Source organism: Candidatus Neomarinimicrobiota bacterium, from assembly GCA_017656425.1.
GTDB lineage: Bacteria > Fidelibacterota > UBA2242 > UBA2242 > B5-G15 > JACDNV01.
Map to the genome: position 1 here is coordinate 76,982 of JACDNV010000005.1, position 21,273 is coordinate 98,254.

Genomic DNA, 21,273 nt, shown 5'->3' on the forward strand with positions numbered 1-21,273 from the left:
ATATAATAAAATTGGATGTGATATTGTAGTTGTATTTTGGGGAGTAAAGATGCCTTTTTATAGCATATTTAGAAGTGATTGGATCGGGTTTATAGTATATTTTTTTCTTATCATTTCAATGGTTGGAATAAGTAATATATTATTTAAAAGATTGAAAATACAACCGGAGGTAACCAGATATTTTGTTCATATAGGCGTTGGTATATTGGTAGTTACTTGTCCATTTACCATTAGATCTCCGCTTATACCTGCTATTCTTGCATCTATTTTTATAGTTTTAAATTCTATAAACATTATTATGAATAGGTGGAAGGGTATTCATGGGATTGAGAGATTTAGTTTGGGGACTGTATTTTTCCCGTTATCATTTTTAATACTGATATTGCTTTACTGGGATAGAGCATATATTTTGATAACTGGTATGCTGATAATGACGCTATCAGATCCTCTTGCATCAATTATTGGTAATAGGTTTATGAGCAAAAGGTTTAAGCCGTGGAAAGATGAAAAGAGCGTCCTTGGCAGTTTCATAGTTTTTATCTCATCTTTTTTTATCACAGTAATTGTTCTTTTTTTGGCTGGAAAATACATTGATTCTTTTGATGGGAATATTATTCGAATAATTTTAATAAGCATTTATGTGGCTGTAATTTCGATGGTATTAGAGGCTGCTTCCTGGTCTGGCTCTGATAATATCACTCTACCTTTATTTTCAGCACTTATGCTTGATATCTGCATAGGAGCCAATTGGAATAAATTGATTTTAATAGGAGGTTGGTTACTATTTAGCTTCTTCCTTGCTTTTGCGTCTCTAAAATTACATTCCCTTGATCTAGGGGGATCATTTGGTGCTATGATTATTGGTTCGATTGTATTTTCTATTGGCGGTTTACCATGGGTTGTGCCAATGGTAGTTTTTTATATTTTGTCTTCCATTCTTTCAAAGATAGGGAAATCTAAGAAGAAAATTATAAGGGAGGTGGTCGAAAAAGATGATATACGGGATGTTTATCAGGTCTTGGCAAATGGCATAGTAGCTTTTATCTGTGCACTGTTATATTGGTACACAGGCGATGATATATTTTTTATTTTTTTCCTGGGTTCGATAGCAGCAGCAACTGCAGACACATGGGGGACTGAGATCGGGGTTTTATCGAAGGCGAAACCAGTTAATATTATACGATTTTATCCTGTAGAAGCTGGCTCCTCAGGTGGGATAACTGTCCTTGGAACATTTGGTGCTTTTCTCGGAGCATCAGCTCTTTCTATTTCTGGATTGCTGAGTACTATTGAGAAATCGAGGATTTTTATACCTATAATAATTGGTGGATTTCTTGGTGCCCTGACAGATTCTATTCTGGGGGCAACAATCCAGGCTCAATATAGATGCCCATCATGCGGTAAACTCACTGAAAAACGTAAACATTGTAATGGCGCAGTGACTAAAATAGAGTCCGGTTTATCGTTTGTCAATAACGATTTTGTTAATCTTATATGTACTTTTTCGGGCGGGGTTTATTCTGTTATTTTATATAAGCTTTTTAATTAATAATATACATGGCAGACGTCACTGTATTCGCAGTTTTTACATTCATTTGAATCGAAAGGTTTGACAGAAAAGTCTCCCTGGTAGATTTTATTGATTATTTCAGATAAAATGTTCTTTGTTGTATTCAATTTTTCATCGAGATCTTCAATAAATTTATTTTGCCTTTTTATAAGTTGTATTTTCGAAAAGGCATTTGATCTTGTCCCATCTTTAAATGAGAAGTATACACCACCTAAAATCGGTTTATCACTATATCCTCTGTTATATTTTAACATTAAAAGGTAAAATGGTATCTGAAGATATCTTTTCTCCTCTAAGCTTTTAAGGGTATTGGGAATACTACTTGAGCTCAATTTGTACTCGATGATTGTGTAACCATTGTAGTCTATATTATAGTCAATCCTATCTATTTTGCTTATAAAATTTACCTCTTTTAATCCGTCCGGCAATGATAGCTCATTTATTTTGGCTTTTACTTCCTTTTCGGCGAAAATAGGCTGATAATTTGATTTTTTTGATAAGGCGATTTCGTAATCTATAAAATTCTTTAAACCCAGTTTTAAAAATTCCAACTTTTGATTTCGTATCATGGGTGGCAATAGTGATATTTCATGGTTATATTCTTTTATTAAATTTTCAATCATCTCATCTTCGCATTCGGGATCGTATTGTTCAAGGTATTCAGCCCAGCTTAATTCAGGGTTTATTTCCTTCCTGAGTAAGAAATCCTTCACATACTCTTCGAGCAACTTGTGTATTATCAGTCCAATCATCATCCTGTCAATTTCAAAGTAAGGTTCTTCAACTACCTCTATCTTCCAGATATTCTTACAAGCGAAATAAAAAGGGCACTTAGTGTATTCATGTAAACGTGAAATCGAGATATTTTTTTTGAAAAACTCCATTATAAGAGAGTTGTTAGAAATTTTTCCGGTGAAGGAGTTATAGATTCGATTTATTCTCCAATTTTCGATTCTCGCTCTTTCAATTATAAATTTATATTTTTCCGGGGCTACAACAGATATAATTTCTTTATTGAGAGAGGAAGCATCAAGCAATTCTTGTTCGTTGTATGCTGTATCGATTGTTAATTCAATATTATTGCTGTTATAGGATTCAATATAAAAGGATTTTGAAAGGGATTTTAAAACATTTGCCACCTCATAAATGAATGGTGAAGTTTGAAGCTGTTTTCTTCTTAGGTCAAATTCAGGGTAGGTCAACATTAGTTTGCTTTTAGTAGATGAGATAAGGTAATATAGTAAAAACTGTTCCTCCACCAGATATTTTTTACCTATATCAAAAATTTGTTCATTAAAAAGTGTGTTCAATTCCTCTTTTAGTGATAATTCCCATTTTGAATCGTACCTATAGAGTGGAAATTCTCCGTCTACAAAGCCCAGAATTACCATGCATTCTGGCTCCGCGCCTCTTATGTTCATAACATCAGAAATAGTAACGCCGTAGTCTTCACTTCTGTACTCAATTTTTTGATATAATAGATTTGTAAGAATATTAAGTAAAGTATTCAAGCTTATTCTGTGGGATGAATTATTAAACAAACTATGAAATAAATTTAATAATTTTTTTGTATAGGGTGATTCGATTTCAGATCCAATCTGGCTTGTAATCTCTAACAATGATTTTATATAATTTTTTAGTGTAGCTTTTTTTTCAAGATGAAATATATTTAAGAATTTAGAAAGTAAAGCTCTTATCTCGTCGAGAATTTTTATTTCATTTTTGATGGATTCTTTTTCCTGTGTTGCCTCATCTTCTAAATAATTTTCTAGGATGAAATTAAGGTAAGCTTTTCTTTTATCGCATGCCTTTATCCATGCTTTTTCTCCGTATATTATTCCCCAGCGGGAAGAAATTTTCTCAAATTTTAAAACTATTTCTCTATCAAAATGTCTGTTTAGCAGGTTACATTTTAAGAAATCTAATAGTTTGTCTCGTTCAAAATTTGAGATGTTTAATTCAATAAGCTTTAGGATAAATTCAGATAAAGGTTCATAGCCTGTACAAGGTATTTTTTCTTTATAAGGTATTCTATATTTATTTAGATAAAATCTAAAAAGTTTTGAATAGTCATATCCTCCTCGATAGGTTACGCATATCTCCGATGGATTAATACCATTTAGTATCCAGTGCTTAATTGTTTTGCATGCTATCTCAACCTCTGATTCCCTGTCTGAACATTTGATTATTTTAATATCTTTACTGTCACAGTTGAGCTCATATTTTTTTGTTGAAAAGTTTAATTCGATATCTAAATAGTTCTCGTTGTTGAAAATTAGTCGTCTAATATCTGCTATAATATTATGCTTGTTGTATTCTTCGATGTATATGCTTTTCCCTGTTCCGAAGTAGGTATGGTCTACTGAGCAATATTCATATACGGGATTTGAGCCCTTGATTAATCTTATGTAGCAGTTTGTGACATTTTTTATAGCTTCTTGAAGGAAAATTTTTTGCAATTTGGTTAATTCATAAAAACCATCGACTATTAGAATATTATTCATTCTATTGTTAATAAAATTTTTAATATAGTTGATTGATTTTAAAATTTTATATGAGTTTGAGTATTTGCGTTCTGATTCTTCAAATCCCAGCTCTTGGAAGAATATTTTTAGTATAGTATTTTTTTCACTATCATCAATGTTCTTGTTTTTTAGATATCTATAAACATCCTCTTTTTTTATCGCCTGCTCTTTTAGTTTTAATAAAATATCATAGTAAGATGGGACTTTTGAGAGAGTTCGAATTTGCTCTATTTCATCTTTAGACTTTGATGAATCCATAATTAGCTTATAAATAAGGAGCTGTTCCTCAGCCGGTGATAGTGAGTTATAGAGGATTTTTTGATTATCAAGAATTTTTTCCGCAAAATATAGTATTGTTCCAATCATGATTTGCCCGGGTGTGTATTTTATACCATTTTGAGATATCAATCGTTTATATTTTTCTGCATAAAGGTTTGAAGAGGTAATTATATAGACTTTTGAATCATTACCCATGTGGTTTGAAATGATCTGAATTATTTTTTCAGTGTAATTTGATCCAATTGGAGCGAAGAGATAGGTTATATTTCTCATATTTAAATTTAAACAAAAAGGGGACAATAGCGTCCCCTAATTTTTTTCATCAATAATAAAAGCCATTTTTTACTTTTCTGACTTGCTATCTTTTTCCTCCGATTTCTTCAGGTCATTTATTTTCTTCAACAGTCTTTTGACTTTGTATTCTTTTATTTTATATACATATGGATAGGATTCATTCTTTGTGTAATAATAGTCACCGTCTTTTTTGCCAACAAGAATTGATTCTACTTTTTTGCCTTTATTAAATAATGCTATCTTCACACTTGGATAGTCCAGACCATATGTTTTTAGCCCCTTAGGTTTATAAGTTACGAGTTTATCAACTATGAAGTCTCTGATGCCGTTTAACCAGTTATTTATTCTTGATTTTTCAAGCTCTATAGTATCGGGTTTTACAATTATCCAGTGATTGTTAGTATCTCTTACACAGGCAAATTCTTCATCTTCTATCTTTGCAATAATGCTATCGGCATTCTTCCCATCATAGCCGGATATTTTTTTCTCCTGGAAATAAAAAGCATCTTTGTTTAGGTTTCTGAATACATATTTTTGTATTGTGAAGACTGGTTTTCTTGACTCTTCTTTTGAATAGAATTTACTGGAACCATCCAGACTATCACCAATAATGAGGGTTGCCTTTGTCAATTCTTCCCCAACGTAACAATTGACTATAAGAAGTGGGTTTTTAAGACCATATTTTTTCAGGTCTTGTGGGTCTTCGTCAACAAATTCTTTTGCTTTATTGCCAGTTAATGAATTCAGATATATCCTAACGGTGCTTGATCTTGCAGGATATTTTATAGGTTCAGTGATTTGCCATTTGTCCTCTCCAATTTTTTCGATTATTATTTTACCATACTTTTTAGAAGATAAATCTATTTTCCTTACGTTGTCCTTATCAAAATGCAGTATTTGCTTGTCTCGCAGATCGTATATAGATTTATTCACATAACTCCATAGAGACTTTTTGGTAGTGTAAATATCGGGCTTTTCAGGATATTTTACATAAATAAAGGAACCCGTTGGATTTTCATCACCGATTAAAAGTCTTATTTTCGAAGAGTCACTCTTTACTACAGTAACCTCTCCCCTTGGTTTATGAAGTCCATATGGCTCAAGATCAGTTAAGTTTTGCACTATAGTTCGTTCAATTTTACTTTCAAGTATTGACTCAAGATTTGATTGAATTTTTTTATTATCTCCCCCAGCAAAAAATGGGGAAACTATGTCCCACTTACCATTTGATTTTCTTACTGTTAGAGTATCTTTTTCATTTTTAAGTGAATATTCTACCACGCTATCTTTATCAACTTTTAGCAAAAGTTTTTCGTATTCTTCTTTTGCTTCTCTTTTCTTTGTTCCTTGTATTTCAAAAATATATATAATAGCTAGTAAAACAAGAAATACCGAGAAAAGTATCAGGGTATTCTTCCATTTCATTTTTTACCTCCTCCTTATATAAACCAAAACGCCGACTATAAAGGAGATAGCTGGTAGGATTATAACAGTTAACCAGAACACTGTTTTAACCTGTGCTGGAGTCATATTTACTGTTCTAACATCTGGAGATTTTGGTCTAATAGAAATCAGGTCTTCATCAGCCAGTAGCCAGTTAATCATATTCATAAATAGATCGCCATTTGCTTGATTTGAAAAATAGGCGTTAGTGGCAAAATCAGAATCTCCAACAACGACAAGTCTTGCTTTATCACGTATTTTATTTTCATCTTTTTCAACATTTTTGGTTACAGCTACTGCGATTGGAATAGGACCTTTTTCATCGTCTTTACTGATTTTTATCTTTCCTGTTTTATACATTTCTTCGAAATTTTTTACTGCATAGCTCTGAGGACTTGTTTTGGCAAGTTCTACTATTTTAATCTTGGTATCGTTATTTTCTTCATCCTTTCTAACGGATCTTACACCTGGGAAAAAGGTCATATAGTTACCCATTTCGCTAACAATTGGGTGTGATCCGTAATTAGCCACAAGGGGTATATCAGGGCCAGCGCCAAATAGACGTCCCAGCCCACTTGCATCTATAACTATATCGTCACCAACTTGTACACCGTAAGGTTTAAGGAACTCTATTAATCCAATTGATGGTCTTGGATCAAGCATTAATAGTACACTACCACCCCTATCAATGTAGTCTTTAAGCATTTCTTTTTCATGTTCGAATAATTCTTTCTTTGGACCGGGGAGAACGATTACTGAGGCATTATCTGGTATTGAATCTTTATCTGCAAGTAGTAAATCCTCCACCTCATAGTTTTGCTCTAATATAGCCTCTTTCGCTTTTGAAAACCCGTACCTTTCGTTGTCTGTTATACTTCCTTCTCCGTGTCCGGAAACAAAATATACCTTTTTTTTCTCCTCACGTGTTACTTTTATAATAGCGTTGGTTATTTTTTCTTCGGTTGCCTGATCGATCTGTTCCTCTCTATCGTTACAGATAATAACAAGATTCCCGTAAGCTTTAACACGATGCCTTTTCGCAATAGCTGGTTTTTCATCCGGATCTATTAGTTCATATTTGAAATGTTTTGAAAGGTGAGCATATTCTTTTAAGAGGTCTTCTACCGACTCTTTGTTTATATCTTTTACAAAAGCAAGTACAGTTACATCTTTATCGAGATTTTTGAGAATTTTTCTTGTTTGATCAGATAGGCTGAAGATCTTACTTGCAGTAGTATCTATTCTAATTGTATGTCTTGCAAGGAAAAAGTCCAGAAGGCCAACAATTGCTACAACCAGAAGAATTACTATTATGGCATTAGATCCATATTGAAATCTGCGGTTCTTTATTATTTGCGTGAAATCGAGTTTTATTAGTGAAAAAATTGTCAATCCAAGACCAATTGCAAGTGGTATTATTGTTTTCAAATCCCATAGATTGGTTATAGAATAGATAATAAGCCCTATGAAAATCAGGCCGATTCCAGTAATTAATAACCATCTATAAAACTTCATTTTTTATCCCCTCCATTTTGAAGATTCTATTGATTGATATGTTAGAAATAACATTATAAGCATCAATGAAAGATAGAATACCAGATGATTTGTATCGAATATTCCCTTTGAGAAATCGTCAAAGTGCTCAATTATTGATAGATATTTCAAGATATTTCCAAAGACCTTTCCTGCAAAATCGCCGGCAAATCCGATAACCCAAAGTAGCATTGTAGCGCCAAAGGTTCCGATAGCTGCCACAATCTGGTTTTCTGTCAGCGATGATATAAAATTCCCAGTTGCTACTAGAGCAGCACCTAAGAGTAGTATTCCTATATAACCAATAAAAATTGGCATAAATTGCGGTTTTCCCCATATAAAAAGAAAAATCATAAATATGAATGTCATTGAAACCATCACAGTGTAAAGCAGATAGGATGCTATGAATTTACCAATTATAATCTGGGAATTTGTTATAGGGCTTGTTAGAAGTAATTCCATTGTGCCGCTTTTTTTATCCTCGGAGAATGACCTCATAGTGATTATAGGAACAATAAAGAGTATTATCACCGAGGTATTCAGAAGAAATGGTCTGATCAGCATGAGGTTAACGTTGATTGGGTACCCCGCTCTTTGCATCATTGCGGCGTAGCTATATTGCAGGAAGCTTCTTAACATTAAATAAAAGAAAATTCCCGAGACCACAAGAAACAATCCAATGACGATATAAGCGATTGGAGATGTAAAGTATCCACGGGCATCCCTTTTGAATATAGCAATTATGTTACTCATTTTAATTTATCTCCTCCTCTTTTGTTGTTAGTTTAAGGAAGATTTCCTCAAGACTCAATCTTTCAGTTCTTAGTTCTAATAATCCCCAATTGTTGTTAACTATTGTGCTAGCAAGTTTTCTCTGAATATTTGAGCCAACCCTGGATTGTACCTTGTAGGTGGCAATGGCTTCATTTTTCTTCTGTTCAATCTGAGCGGAGATAACTTCTTCCATATTGTTAATTGTATTTAATACCTGCTGGATTGGTCCGTCAACTTCAAGATACACAGTTTCTGAACCTTGCAGCCTTGTTGTAAGGTTATCAGGTGAGTCTATAGCTACCAGTTTCCCCTCGTTTATTATTATCACACGGCTGCATGTCATACTTACCTCAGGTAGTATATGGGTGGACAGAATTATAGTGTGTTCGTTACCAAGACTTTTTATTAATTCTCTTACTTCTATTATCTGCTTCGGGTCGAGGCCAATTGTCGGCTCATCCAGGATCAAAACAGGTGGGTTGTTGATAAGTGCCTGTGCTAAACCAACTCTTTGCTTGTAACCCTTGGAGAGTTTTCCTGTGTATTTTTCAAGAACGTGTGTAATAGAAGTGAGTTCAGCTACACGTTCAACCTCTGCATTTATACCTTTTTTATCCACTCCCTTTATTTCCGCTACAAATTTCAAGTAGTCTCTGACTTTCATATCAAGATAAAGAGGTGGATTTTCAGGAAGGTAACCTATTCTCTTTTTAACCTCAAGTGGATTCTTAAATATATCATATCCGGAAACAGTCACTGTACCACCGGTCGGTGGCATATAACCGGTGATAATTCGCATTGTTGTAGTTTTTCCTGCCGCATTTGGTCCCAGAAAACCAAGAACTTCTCCCTTTTCTACGGTGAATGATATGTCTTTTACAGCCGCAAGGTTTCCATAATATTTTACTAAATTTCTTACTTCTATCACCTTTATACCTCCTCAGTTTTGATTAAAGGTTCCTTTTTTGTATCATATATAAACTGTATTGCCTCATTAGCTATGGATTCTATATTTTTTTCATCTATAGGCTTATTAGCGTATTTAACCTCGTCTAGCTGTTCGAGAACTTTTATTATCAATTTTTTACTAAAATCGTCTACTTCTTGTAAACTAAGGGCTTCTGTTATTTCTTCTGTTGTCATCTCAAGAGCTCTCATAAAATATCTACGTTCAAGATATCTTCTCAATATGGAAGATAATTGTTCACATCTTTTGTATGATGGAACGGAACCATCTTTTTTTATTTCTTCAATTTTTTCGATAGCTTCTATGTGGGGCGGAGTAAGAAATTTATCCATTACTTTAAAATAATATAAGCTCCTTTTCCATTTCGTGTAATATATAATTCCTGCGATTATAAGTAGGATTACTACTAATGAAACAATGATATAGTCCCATTGGATTATTGATGGTAGAGGGAAAGGAGGCTTAATATCTTTTATATCTTGAGTATTTGGTGGTAGGGTTGAAATAAAATTAACACTACATTCTTTGGTTTTGAATGTATCAATTGATGTTGAATCGTTTTTATCAACAAATAGAATATTGAAAGAGGGAACTGTAGCCTTCCCCGTATCGAAGCTTGTGATTACAAATTTTGCTTTTTGTTTTATACAATCTCCTTCTATTTTTGGTTTAAAAAATTTATAATCAATGATTTCAAAATCACCTATTTTGTTGGTTGTTTTAGGTAAGATTGGGGTTTTATTGGTTGGGTACGAAAGTACTATATTTAAATTAATTCTATCGCCAATTGTTGCAATGGTGGTATCAATGCTTATTGAAACATTTATTGATTTAGTTAATGAATGAATATTTGTAAAGAATAAAATAATCAATATAACCGTATTCGGGAAAATCGTATTTCTTTTCATAAAGCCAATATTCCTTATCTTTTGTACTTGAGTTCCCTCAATTTGAAAAATCTCACTAGTGGTTCGATATAGCTTTTTCCTGTGTCAATCTCGATTAGATCAAGTTTCATTTTTTTCGCTTCTTTAATGAATTCCTGTTCCCTTTGTTCAATATAGTCCTTATAAGTTTGAATTTTTTTTCTGTTGGATAGATCAATCCATACTTCTTCACCTGTTTCCGGATCATATATTCTCATCAATCCCATAGGTATCAATTCTTTTTCTCTATGATCTTTTAGTTTTATAGCAATAACATCGTGTTTTTTATTTAATATTTTCATTGAATGAATAAAACCATCATCAAGAAAATCTGAAATAATAAATATAATAGATTTTCTTTTTAAAATTCTGATAAGGTATTCTATAGCACTTGATATATTTGTTGCCTTTGATTCTGGATTAAAATAAAGAATTTCCCTTAGAACCCTCAATCCATTGCTTTTGCCTTTTTTGGGAGGTATAAATTTTTCTATTGTATCGGTAAAGATTAACAGGCCTACTTTATCATTATTTTTTATAGCAGAAAAAGCAAGAAGAGCGCAAATTTCTGTTGCAATTTCATGTTTAAATTTTTTTATAGTACCAAAATATTGGGATGCAGAAAGGTCGATGGCGAGTACAACGTTTAATTCTCTTTCCTCATTGAAAATTTTTACGAATGGTTTATTGTATCTTGCTGTAACATTCCAGTCAATCGTTCGGATATCATCTCCATACTGATACTCCCTGACTTCAGAGAATTCGATTCCAACTCCCTTGAATATAGAATGATATTCGCCACTAAATACATCATTAACCAAGTTCCTTGTCTTTAGTTCTAATAGTTTTACTTTTTTTAATAATTCCTGTGGTAGCATTGATTATTACGGTACTTCGATCTTTTCAGCTATTCGATTGATTATGTTGTCTGATGTAATTTCTTCCGCTTCAGCTTCAAAAGTTAGTATAATACGATGTCTTAAGACATCATGGAGAATATCCTTTATATCTTCAGGGATTACATATCCTCTTCCATTGATGAAGGCTTTTGCTTTTCCTGCGAGAGTAAGGTATATTGATGCCCTCGGTGAAGCACCGTATTCAATGAGACCAGCGATATCTTTTAAGCCGTAATTTTCAGGTTCCCTTGTAGCAAAGACAATATCTACGATGTATTTATTTATTTTTTCGTCAACATATATATCATTTAGAACTTTCCTTGCTTTCAAAATATTTTTTGGATCTACAATCGGGGTTACCTCAGGCAAGCCATCTGTTTTTGCCATCCTTTTTATAATTTTTATTTCCTCATCTTTGCTGGGATAACCTATCAGAACCTTTAACATGAATCGATCGATTTGTGCCTCGGGCAGAGGATATGTCCCTTCCTGTTCTATGGGATTTTGTGTGGCTAATACAAGGAACGGTTCTTCCAACTTATGTGTTTTTTCACCAATTGTTACCTGTTTTTCCTGCATCGCCTCTAAGAGGGCTGATTGAACTTTGGCAGGAGAACGGTTTATTTCATCTGCGAGGATTATATTTGCAAATATCGGTCCTTTTTTCGTTTCAAATTCTCCAGTCTTTTGATTATAAACCAGTGTTCCTATTAAGTCAGCAGGAAGTAGATCCGGTGTGAATTGGATTCTTCTGAATGTTGTTTTAATTATTTTTGAGAGAGTGCTGATAGTTAGAGTTTTTGCCAGACCAGGGACTCCCTCTATGAGAATATGCCCACGGCATAAGAGCCCTATTATCAATCTTTCAATAATTACGTCTTGTCCAACAATTACTTTTTTAATCTCGTCTTTTATTTTTTGTATGAATGTACTTTCATCTCGAATTCTTTCGTTTAGATCTGTTAGATCAAAAACCATGAGTTACCTCTTGCTTCGATTTTCCTTTGTAAAAGTTTGTAGTTCCGGTATTTCATCGAGTGGTTTACCGAGATATTTTAGTTCCCACTTCGCTGATTGAGCTAAAATGTGGTGAGGATATTTATTAAGAAAAGCATTATAACTCTCCCTGGCTTTTTCATAGTCTTTGATTTCGTTGGCGTAGATATAACCAATCATAAACATAGCATTTGGAGCTTTTGGAGATTTCGGATATTTCTGACAGATTCTATTATAAATAGCAAGGGCACTATCCATTTCCCTAAGGTTATTTTTATAAATTCCAGCCATTACAAAGAGTGCTTCAACAGTAAGTGAGTCTTCCGGATAGTATCTAACCATTTTCCGATAAAGATTGATGCTCTCTTCGTACTTCTTTTTCTCTAATAAGGATGTTGCCTGATCCCAATATCCCTTTGGATCCATTTTTGGTTCCTTTGAGCAATGAAATATTGAGAGTAGAGCAATCAATACTAAAATTGATAATATCAGATTTAAGCTTTTCATAAGTCACCTCGTGTAACTATTTTGTAATAATTCATAACCCCTCATAGGTATGGTAATTTATTCAATGGAAAGAAATGCTCAAAGACAAAAAATCAGGTATTATATTACGATTTAGTTGATGATGTTCCAGAAAAATTTATCTTTTAAAGACAATATTACCATTTTGAATATCAACTTTGATAGTATTTCCAGATTTAAATTTACCTTCTAGTATCTCGAGAGCCAGGGGATCAAGTATTCTCTTTTGTATCACTCTGCGTACAGGTCGAGCACCAAAGGCAGGGTCCCAGCTGGCTTTTGCGAGTATTTCCCTTGCCTTTTGAGTTAACTGAACTTTAATGCCTTGACTCTCAAGTTGACTGGTTAGCCTGCTAAATTGTAGCTCAACAATTTTTTCCACATCTTTTGGCAGTAATGGTCTGAAAACAATGATCTCATCTATTCTATTTAAAAATTCTGGTTTCAGGTGACTCTTTAATTCTCTCATTACTGTTTCTTTTATATTTTCGTAAATGACTTCAAAATTATCCTCGTTTAGTGTTTCTGCTTGGCTCATTATATACTGACTTCCAAGATTTGATGTCATTATGATTATTGTGTTTTTGAAATTGGCAACTCGACCTTTATTATCGGTCAATCTACCTTCGTCAATAACTTGAAGCAGTATATTGAATACATCGGGGTGAGCTTTTTCAATCTCATCTAATAGTATTACAGAATAAGGTTTTCTCCTTACTGCTTCAGTTAGTTGTCCGCCCTCTTCATATCCTACGTATCCCGGTGGGGCTCCAATTAATCTAGAAACAGAATGTTTTTCCATATATTCAGACATATCTATTCTAATAAGGGCATTTTCATCGTTGAATAGAAATTCAGCGAGTGCTTTTGCTAATTCTGTTTTACCTATACCTGTGGAACCTGTAAATATGAACGTTGCGAGCGGTCTATTCTTATCTTGTAATCCAGCTCTGGCTCTTCTTATAGCATTGGACACTGCTTTTACGGCTTCATCCTGACCTACTACTCTCTGTTTGAGTCTTTCCTCCATATGTACGAGCTTTTCCTTTTCTGTCTCTACCAGTTTAGAAACAGGTATACCTGTCCATTTAGATACAATTTCTGCCACATCTTCTGCGGTAACTTCTTCTTTAAGTAGAGGTTTCTGACTTTGAATCTTCTCTAATTTTTTCTTTTCTTCTTCTAGTGCTTTTTCTAATTCTATAATTTCAGCATACTTAATTTGTGCAGCTCTTTCCCAATTGCCCTCTCTTTCAGCTTGTTCTGCTTCATATCTTTTATCTTCAATTTTCTTTTTAAGTTCATTTATATTATTCAAAAGTCCCTTTTCTTCTTGCCATCTACTTTCGAGAACCTTTTCCTTTTCCCTTAGTTCAGCAAGTTCACGTTGAATCTTTTCTATCTGTTTTTGAGATTCAGGATTGTCCTTTTCTTTGGATAATGCAAGGTTTTCGATTTCTAATTGAGCAATTTTTCTTTTTATCTCATCCAGTTCGGCAGGCATGGAATCAATCTGCAACCTCAGTCTACTGGCTGCTTCATCAATTAGATCTATAGCTTTGTCAGGTAAAAATCTATCGGTTATGTAACGATGAGATAACTCTACAGCAGCTACAATTGCACCATCTGTTATTCTAATACCGTGGTGTATTTCATATCTTTCTTTGATTCCTCTTAATATAGAGATTGAATCTTCTACGCTTGGCTCATCTATATATACAGGCTGGAATCTCCTCTCGAGAGCTTTATCCTTTTCTATATACTTTCTATATTCTTCGACAGTTGTAGCTCCTATACATCTCAATTCCCCTCTGGCAAGAGGAGGTTTTAAAATATTTGATGCATCTACAGCACCTTCTGCAGCTCCAGCACCGACGACTGTATGTATTTCGTCGATAAATAGAATAATATTTCCATCGGATTCAACTATTTCTTTTATTACAGCTTTTAATCTGTCCTCAAATTCACCGCGGTATTTAGCTCCCGCAATTAGAGCGCCCATATCCAATGCCATGACCCTTTTATCTTTCATAGGTTCGGGAACATCACCTGATACTATGCGGAGTGCTAAGCCCTCCACAATTGCTGTTTTCCCAACTCCTGGATCACCAATTAGTACTGGATTGTTTTTGGTTCTTCTAGATAGAACCTGTAGGACCCTTCTTATTTCATCTTCTCTCCCGATTACAGGATCGAGTTTACCCCTTTTTGCAAGATCGTTCAGGTCACGACAGAATTTTTTTAATGCCTGATATTTGTCTTCTGGTGATTGATCTGTGACCCTCTGTGTACCTCTGAATTCTTTAATAGCTTTTTTGATTGAATCAGCAGTGATTCCATTATTTTTTAGAAATGCCCTTAGTCCTGCTTTTGCTACACTCTCTATACCGATTAATAAATGTTCAGCGCTTATATACTCATCTCCAAATTTTCTTGCTTCTTCTTCTGCTATCTGGAAAAGTCTATTTGTGTCACTACTTAAGAATGGCTGTTCGGGTGTTCCTATTACTTTTGGTAGTTTCTGGATTAGATTTTCTGTTTCAGATTTTATTGGGTCAATGTTTCCAACAAGTTTCTTCAGCACAGATAATCCAGCATTATCTGGGGTCGTTAACAATGAGAGAAAGACATGCTCTGGTTCGATCGCCTGATTATTATTTTTTAAGGCTATATCTATTGTATTCTTTATTATTTCCTGTGCTTTTATTGTATAACGATCTAGATTTATCATTTGCTACCCTCCCTTTTTTGTTTTACCAATAGCAATTAAAACGCATATTGTAAAGCAAATTGTATCAGGCTATTGGTTTTTGTCTCTACTCGCGATTTCAAAATTTTCGCATAGTCAATTCTTAACGGTCCTAAAGGGGTAGCAAATGTTAAGCCAAATCCGGCATCTATACTTAGCTCTATCTTATTGACATCTTTTATGTCATATTGTAGATCTCCTATGTCAATAAATAATTCACCGCCCATAATCCAGACAATCGGGAAACGTAATTCTGTATTAAAAATTACTTTAAGATTTCCTCCAACAGGTCTTTTATTGACTATTAAATATTCTCTATCTAACCATGCTCGTAGGCTTGTCGAACCACCAAGATAAAATATTTCATATTCCGGGGTTGCCTTTTTACCAAGATTATCCATGATTCCAATTTTTACCCTATTTGCCCAGATTATATTTTTATATATATCTGTATAGTGGTTAAAAGTTGTTTCGAGTTTGTAATATTTAGTGGTGCTAAAAGGAAATATTCCCGCTAGTTTTGCTGTAGTATTAAAAAATGTTCCATTAGAAGGGTAAAGGAAGTTATCTCTATTGTCTTCATAAATAATTATATTTATGGAGTTTTCTACATCTCTTTGTCGTGATATCAAACTACCATAGGAATAACTATATATAACCCTCCTAATCTCAAAAGCTGTTTTTATAAACTTTCTCTTGCTTTTTCGATAAGTTAGTGAATATTCTTGACCATAATTTGTGATTTCTTGATTCTGATAAATTTGGTTGTTAAAAAAAGTTTTAACAGATGTTAAAGACCTAAATTTGAATAACCAGGGTTCTGTATAAGTTATTTCAAAATCTGTTTTTGGTCTTATATGAACGCTGGAAAGATTTAATGAACCGATTAATTTGACGTTTAGTTTAGTGCCACGATTTGTAAGATACCTATGGAGCCATTCAGATGTTATATCAAATGATGTGTATGGTTCACTACCGGCTGAGATACCACGGTCTTGACCAAAACCAATACTAAGACCCAGATATCTTTTTTCCAATTCTCTTAATATAATGTTTAGATGTGCAATTTTGTTAACAGTATCTATGGAGCTTATTGTTATATTTACACTTGAGAAGAGGCCTGTTTCATAAATATATCTACGGGATTTTTCTATTTTCTCTTTAGAATAAATATCACCGCTTTTTATTATCATTTCTCTCAAAACTATATTGGGTTTAACAGTTTTAAGTCCCTGAATATCTATATTTCCAATTTTATACACACTGCCTTCATTGATCGACAGTTTAAATAGAATCTGATTATCTTCTTCGATCTGAATTTTATCCTTCATTTTTACGTTTAAATATCCTTTATCAAGGTAAAGTGATAAGATTTTGTTTAGACCTGTTCTAATAGCATGTTGGTTAAAAGGCTCTCCATTTTTCACGTCAAAATATTTCCTTAACTGCCTTTCTGAAAATTGTCTGGTACCAGTAATTTTTAAACTTTTCAAGTAGTATCTTTTACCCTCGACTATAAAGAAATATACATTCACAAGATTATCTTCTATAGAAATAGAGTCATTTATTATGCATTCAAGAAATCCATTGTTTTTATAGAAATTTGTAAGATTTATTTTATCCAGCTCAAGAATTCTTCTGTTGAAGATAGATTTAGAAATCAATCCCTTTTCTTTCATAATCAGGTTTTTCTTAAGAATCTTGTCTTCAAAATTTTTATTACCATAAAAATAAATATAATTGACATAATAATTTCTTTTTGAAGTTATTGTCGCTTGTGGAAAAACAAGACTGATAAATAAAAATATAGATATTAGTTTTGTTAGAATTTTTCTCATATTGATTAGTACCTGTACTTATATTTATACCGAATGTGAATCAATCCTTGTGAGTCTACATTACCAACTATAGAAAAGTTAGGATTTATAAAATACTCAATTTCAAATGTTTGAAATGGTTCTGTTAAGGAAAGACTTCGTTCATAGGTAAGAAATAAATTGGATCTTAATCTTCGACTGAGCATTATAGTCCATTGTTCAGGAGGAGTGGATGCTGTAAAGGAGCCTCCTGTTCTTACCTCGATATCGTCAACCAGTCCTAATTGCGTTATTTGATTCTTTAATAGTCTTTCAAAATAAATTCCGAAAATGTTTACAGCCTCTCCAGTTAATTGTTGTCCTGTGAGTCCCGATTCAAGAGTTTGAACTTTTGCTAGATATTTAATGATATCGGCTTCGGAATATTTATCAGATATAAAGTGAAGTGTTGGATTATTCAATTCTCCACTTATCTGTACAGTTACATATTCGCTTGTGTATTTCCCATCGCCAGTGACAGTATCTGGAACAGCGATATTTACACCTGCTATTATATCAACCTGAGGGCTTGACAGTGAAGGATCAAAATATATATCTCCCTTTTCGATTACAAACTTATAGCCGAGATAATAGAAGTTACCTTTCCTTGTATGAAGTTCCCCTGAAATTTGGAGCGGCTCATTAATCTCTTTTGTAAGAAATAGTTCACCTTCCATCTGGCAGTCAAGCATACTGCTTTTGATATAGAGATTTGCGGGGAAGTTGATATGTATATTTATTGCAAGATTTTTCAAACTTTCGCTTCCTTCTGTCTCACTGGTTTTTAATAGCTCGCTTCTAATTATTAGTTCTTTGTTATTTACTTCACCTTCAATTTTTATAGTTTTATTGCCAGTGACTTTTAAGTTTCCGTCCATAATACCCTCATATTCTCCGAGGAAGGTTCTGAAATAGAGGTCTTTGCCATTTAGATTTAAGTTTAAAACTGGTTTGAAAGGATTTGAGATATCAATATCACCCGATATGGTAATATTTGGATATGAGGATTTTTTTGATGAAGGTTTAAAAATCTTTGATAAATATTTACCAATTCTATTAAATACACCCTTATATTGAGGCTTTTCTCTTTTTGTAAAACCGGATAATGAAATTATTTTTATTTTATTATTCTCTATAATTCCACTACCAACAAGGCTCGTTATAGGATTTTCGATGAAACTTAGGTATAGAACGTCAGTTTTCGCATTAATATTTCCACGATAAACAATAGAGTCTGGTGTGTTTGAAAGATTTAAAGCAATGGCATAATCTCCGATTATGTTTTGAAATATCTGACCATATTTTGTTAAAAATTCAAGAGTATTACTTTTGGCAGAAATATTCACATTTATTGTTGAATCTTTTAGCATTTTAATTTCTAAAGGATTGATGCTGACAGAATAGGGGATAAATCCATAAGCTTTATAATTTGAGCTATCCTCAGCAATAATTGCATCTGTTAATATTAGATTTTTCTCAGCATATCTCCCTTTTATATACATTGTATCCGCATCTAATTTATCGAAGACCGGATCTTTTATCCCAAGATTAATGTCAAGTTGGGGATTGTTAAGTATCCCTGTTACGTTTATAAAACCATTAATTTTACCCCTTTTGTTTATACCTTTGAAAAATACTGGATCAAGGTAAGTTATGTCGAAACTATCGGATTTAATAGATATTGAGATACTGTCATTTCGGGCAAGAATTCGGTCTATAATTGTTGTTGGTTGCCTCTTTCTGATATAACCTGATATTGATAAAATACCATTATATTTATCTATAAGGTTTAATCTATTTATTAAAATTTTATTAACATTGTAGGATATTTCACCATATGCTGAATTATAACTATATCCATTGTATTTAAAATTGTCTATATAGAATAATGCTTTTGCATTTTTGTCCTTATTAAAATTTACTATTACTTTCGATTTTAGAGTTCCGTCAATGTCATTTTTAACTCCTAAAATGTCGGTAAGTTTTCCAATGTTAATGTTAGATATACGTGAATTTATGAAAAAATGCTTTCTTTTATATATTTCGGCATTTATTTCAAAATAGCCCGAGTCTATTGAGACTCTTGAGCTTTTGACTTTTATTGTATCATTATACAATCCGATATAAATTGGTGTTGAATTTTTAATAATTGCATCATGGTAGTTAGCATGTAAGTTATCAACTATAAATTGTTTAAACGCTATGATTTTCCCTGATAGTGAAACAGATTTAGTTCTATCATATGATTGAAGATTATCTATAAATATTGTATCATTTTTAATATGTGTAAAGATATTTGATGTTGGTATTTTTCTTCCCAATGGTTTTATTATTGCTTTGCTGAATTCTATGTCAATATTACCAAATCTTTTATTGGATGAATATACATAGCCAAATCTTGCCATAAAATCACTAAGGGTAAAGTGGTTTGAATCAAGAGAATCTATTTTGATCCATCCCTTTATATCAGGTTTATTTACATCACCTGATACATTAAAATAGCAATTTCCCTTGCCTGTGAGTTTTGATGATTTAATCAAGTACGAGAAATTCGATAGTTTTTTCACCTGGGCATATGCTTCGGCATTGATATAATTAGAAGATAGATCATATTTACCTCTTATGTATATTTTATTTCCATAAACATTTAAAAAAAGTGTATCAGTAATCGATACTATATTGTTTTTAAATAGAAATTTCCCCTTTATATCAGTTACTTTTTGGTTTTTTACTTTTATAAAATCAAAGTCTGTTTTTATTTTAAATTCAATGGGAATATATTCCTTTACTTTTTTGCTGGTAATAAAGATACTACCTGTCGAGGATAGAGGGGTATTAAAGTTGTACAGTTGATTAATCGAGGCATCAGTAAATTGTATTTTTGCATATATTGTATCATCTCTTACTATGAAGAATTTACCCGAATATGAGCTGTTTTCTAGTCTTGCAGATAGATTATTTATTATTATTGTATCATTGTTAACTATGCAATCCAGTACTCCATTGTTTAATGATTTGTTTAGCATTTTTCCGCTAAATATCCCGTAGAAATTTATCCTTGACTTTTCTATTGATGTTTTTCCTTTTATATTTAAGAAATCATCTTGATTTGGAAATTTGTATGATGTCTTGAACCTTTCAGAAAGAATAATATTTTGAACGTTTAAGTCTAGTTCTCCTTTTAAATTTAAAAAATCTATTATACCACTAAGCTTTATTATAGAACTCTTATTTTTTAGATTAAATTTTTCAACGTTTATAATATTTTTTGAATAGACAAATTGTGCATTGGTAAGGTTAAATGATTCCCGATAGGTAGGAATGTGTAGATATGAATCATTTAATTTAACGGTAACTTTATCATTCTGTATATTAATTTTTGATCTAACGAATGCCGAATCAATAACAATATTGTCATTATTATAGATATTGAGATTATTTAATTCTACCTTTTTAATCGTTGTTACGGTGTTTTTTTCACCCTTTTTAGTTTTTTTTGTAGGAGTTTTATCTGTTTTAAATTTAAATGGTAAATATATGTTTGTGTTTTTTAATTTGATTTTTGATATCGTAGGTGTTTTTGTAAGGAAAGATAAGAGGCTGAACCTTATTAAAAATGTATCAGTCTGGCAGATTAACTTGTTATTTGAAGCGTTAAAAATATCTACACCATAGAAATCGAAACCTGAGATAAGGCTACCCTTTATACTTTTTGCCTTCAAGTTTATATTTAATGAAGTCAGCTGTTTATTGAAGTAGTCAAGGAAATATGAATCCCAGTATTGAATATGATGCAAGAGGTATACACCCGATATGACAAGAAATATTGCTAATAATGTGATTATTACTAATATTTTAATAAGTGTATTCATATCTATTCTAAATATGCCCCTTTTGGGAAAATTGTATAATTAATTCTAATTTCCCGAATGCTAAG

At 32.6% G+C, this 21,273-nt stretch carries 13 protein-coding genes; 1 reads left to right on the forward strand and 12 read right to left on the reverse strand.

What is annotated here, in order from left to right; translation table 11 throughout:
• Positions 1-49: 49 nt before the first annotated feature.
• On the forward strand, positions 50-1,549 hold the full coding sequence (locus H0Z29_04955) for a DUF92 domain-containing protein (protein ID MBO8130853.1): 1,500 nt from the start codon (positions 50-52) through the stop codon (positions 1,547-1,549).
• Here H0Z29_04955 and H0Z29_04960 read toward each other — a convergent pair.
• The 12 genes from H0Z29_04960 to H0Z29_05015 form a co-directional block, all read right to left on the reverse strand.
• On the reverse strand, positions 1,546-4,647 hold the full coding sequence (locus H0Z29_04960) for a PD-(D/E)XK nuclease family protein (GenBank protein ID MBO8130854.1): 3,102 nt from the start codon (positions 4,645-4,647) through the stop codon (positions 1,546-1,548). The genes H0Z29_04955 and H0Z29_04960 overlap by 4 nt on opposite strands.
• A gap of 69 nt (positions 4,648-4,716) precedes the next feature.
• Positions 4,717-6,093, reverse strand: coding sequence for a DUF4340 domain-containing protein (locus H0Z29_04965; GenBank protein MBO8130855.1), 1,377 nt, complete (start codon positions 6,091-6,093; stop codon positions 4,717-4,719).
• Positions 6,094-6,096: 3 nt separating this feature from the next.
• Positions 6,097-7,626, reverse strand: a complete 1,530-nt coding sequence (locus H0Z29_04970; GenBank protein MBO8130856.1) for a GldG family protein — start codon at positions 7,624-7,626, stop codon at positions 6,097-6,099.
• Between the two features lie 3 nt (positions 7,627-7,629).
• The gene (locus tag H0Z29_04975) at positions 7,630-8,397 is read right to left on the reverse strand and encodes an ABC transporter permease subunit (protein ID MBO8130857.1); all 768 of its coding nucleotides are present in this window, start codon (positions 8,395-8,397) and stop codon (positions 7,630-7,632) included.
• 1 nt (position 8,398) lies between these two features.
• Entirely contained in the window at positions 8,399-9,346 is a 948-nt protein-coding gene (locus H0Z29_04980) for an ATP-binding cassette domain-containing protein (protein MBO8130858.1), read from the reverse strand.
• A gap of 2 nt (positions 9,347-9,348) precedes the next feature.
• Positions 9,349-10,293: a DUF4381 family protein gene (locus tag H0Z29_04985; protein ID MBO8130859.1), complete on the reverse strand. Its 945-nt coding sequence runs from the start codon at positions 10,291-10,293 to the stop codon at positions 9,349-9,351.
• Between the two features lie 14 nt (positions 10,294-10,307).
• Complete coding sequence (locus H0Z29_04990) at positions 10,308-11,189, reverse strand: DUF58 domain-containing protein (protein ID MBO8130860.1); 882 nt, start codon at positions 11,187-11,189, stop codon at positions 10,308-10,310.
• A gap of 6 nt (positions 11,190-11,195) precedes the next feature.
• Positions 11,196-12,188, reverse strand: coding sequence for an AAA family ATPase (locus H0Z29_04995; protein MBO8130861.1), 993 nt, complete (start codon positions 12,186-12,188; stop codon positions 11,196-11,198).
• Positions 12,189-12,191: 3 nt separating this feature from the next.
• The gene (locus tag H0Z29_05000) at positions 12,192-12,713 is read right to left on the reverse strand and encodes a tetratricopeptide repeat protein (protein ID MBO8130862.1); all 522 of its coding nucleotides are present in this window, start codon (positions 12,711-12,713) and stop codon (positions 12,192-12,194) included.
• A 136-nt stretch (positions 12,714-12,849) separates the two neighbouring features.
• Positions 12,850-15,462 (reverse strand): ATP-dependent chaperone ClpB, encoded by a 2,613-nt coding sequence (gene clpB / locus H0Z29_05005; protein MBO8130863.1) that lies wholly within the window; start codon positions 15,460-15,462, stop codon positions 12,850-12,852.
• Between the two features lie 35 nt (positions 15,463-15,497).
• The gene (locus H0Z29_05010; GenBank protein MBO8130864.1) at positions 15,498-17,318 is read right to left on the reverse strand and encodes a BamA/TamA family outer membrane protein; all 1,821 of its coding nucleotides are present in this window, start codon (positions 17,316-17,318) and stop codon (positions 15,498-15,500) included.
• A 5-nt stretch (positions 17,319-17,323) separates the two neighbouring features.
• Entirely contained in the window at positions 17,324-21,208 is a 3,885-nt protein-coding gene (locus tag H0Z29_05015) for a translocation/assembly module TamB domain-containing protein (protein ID MBO8130865.1), read from the reverse strand.
• Positions 21,209-21,273: the final 65 nt, after the last annotated feature.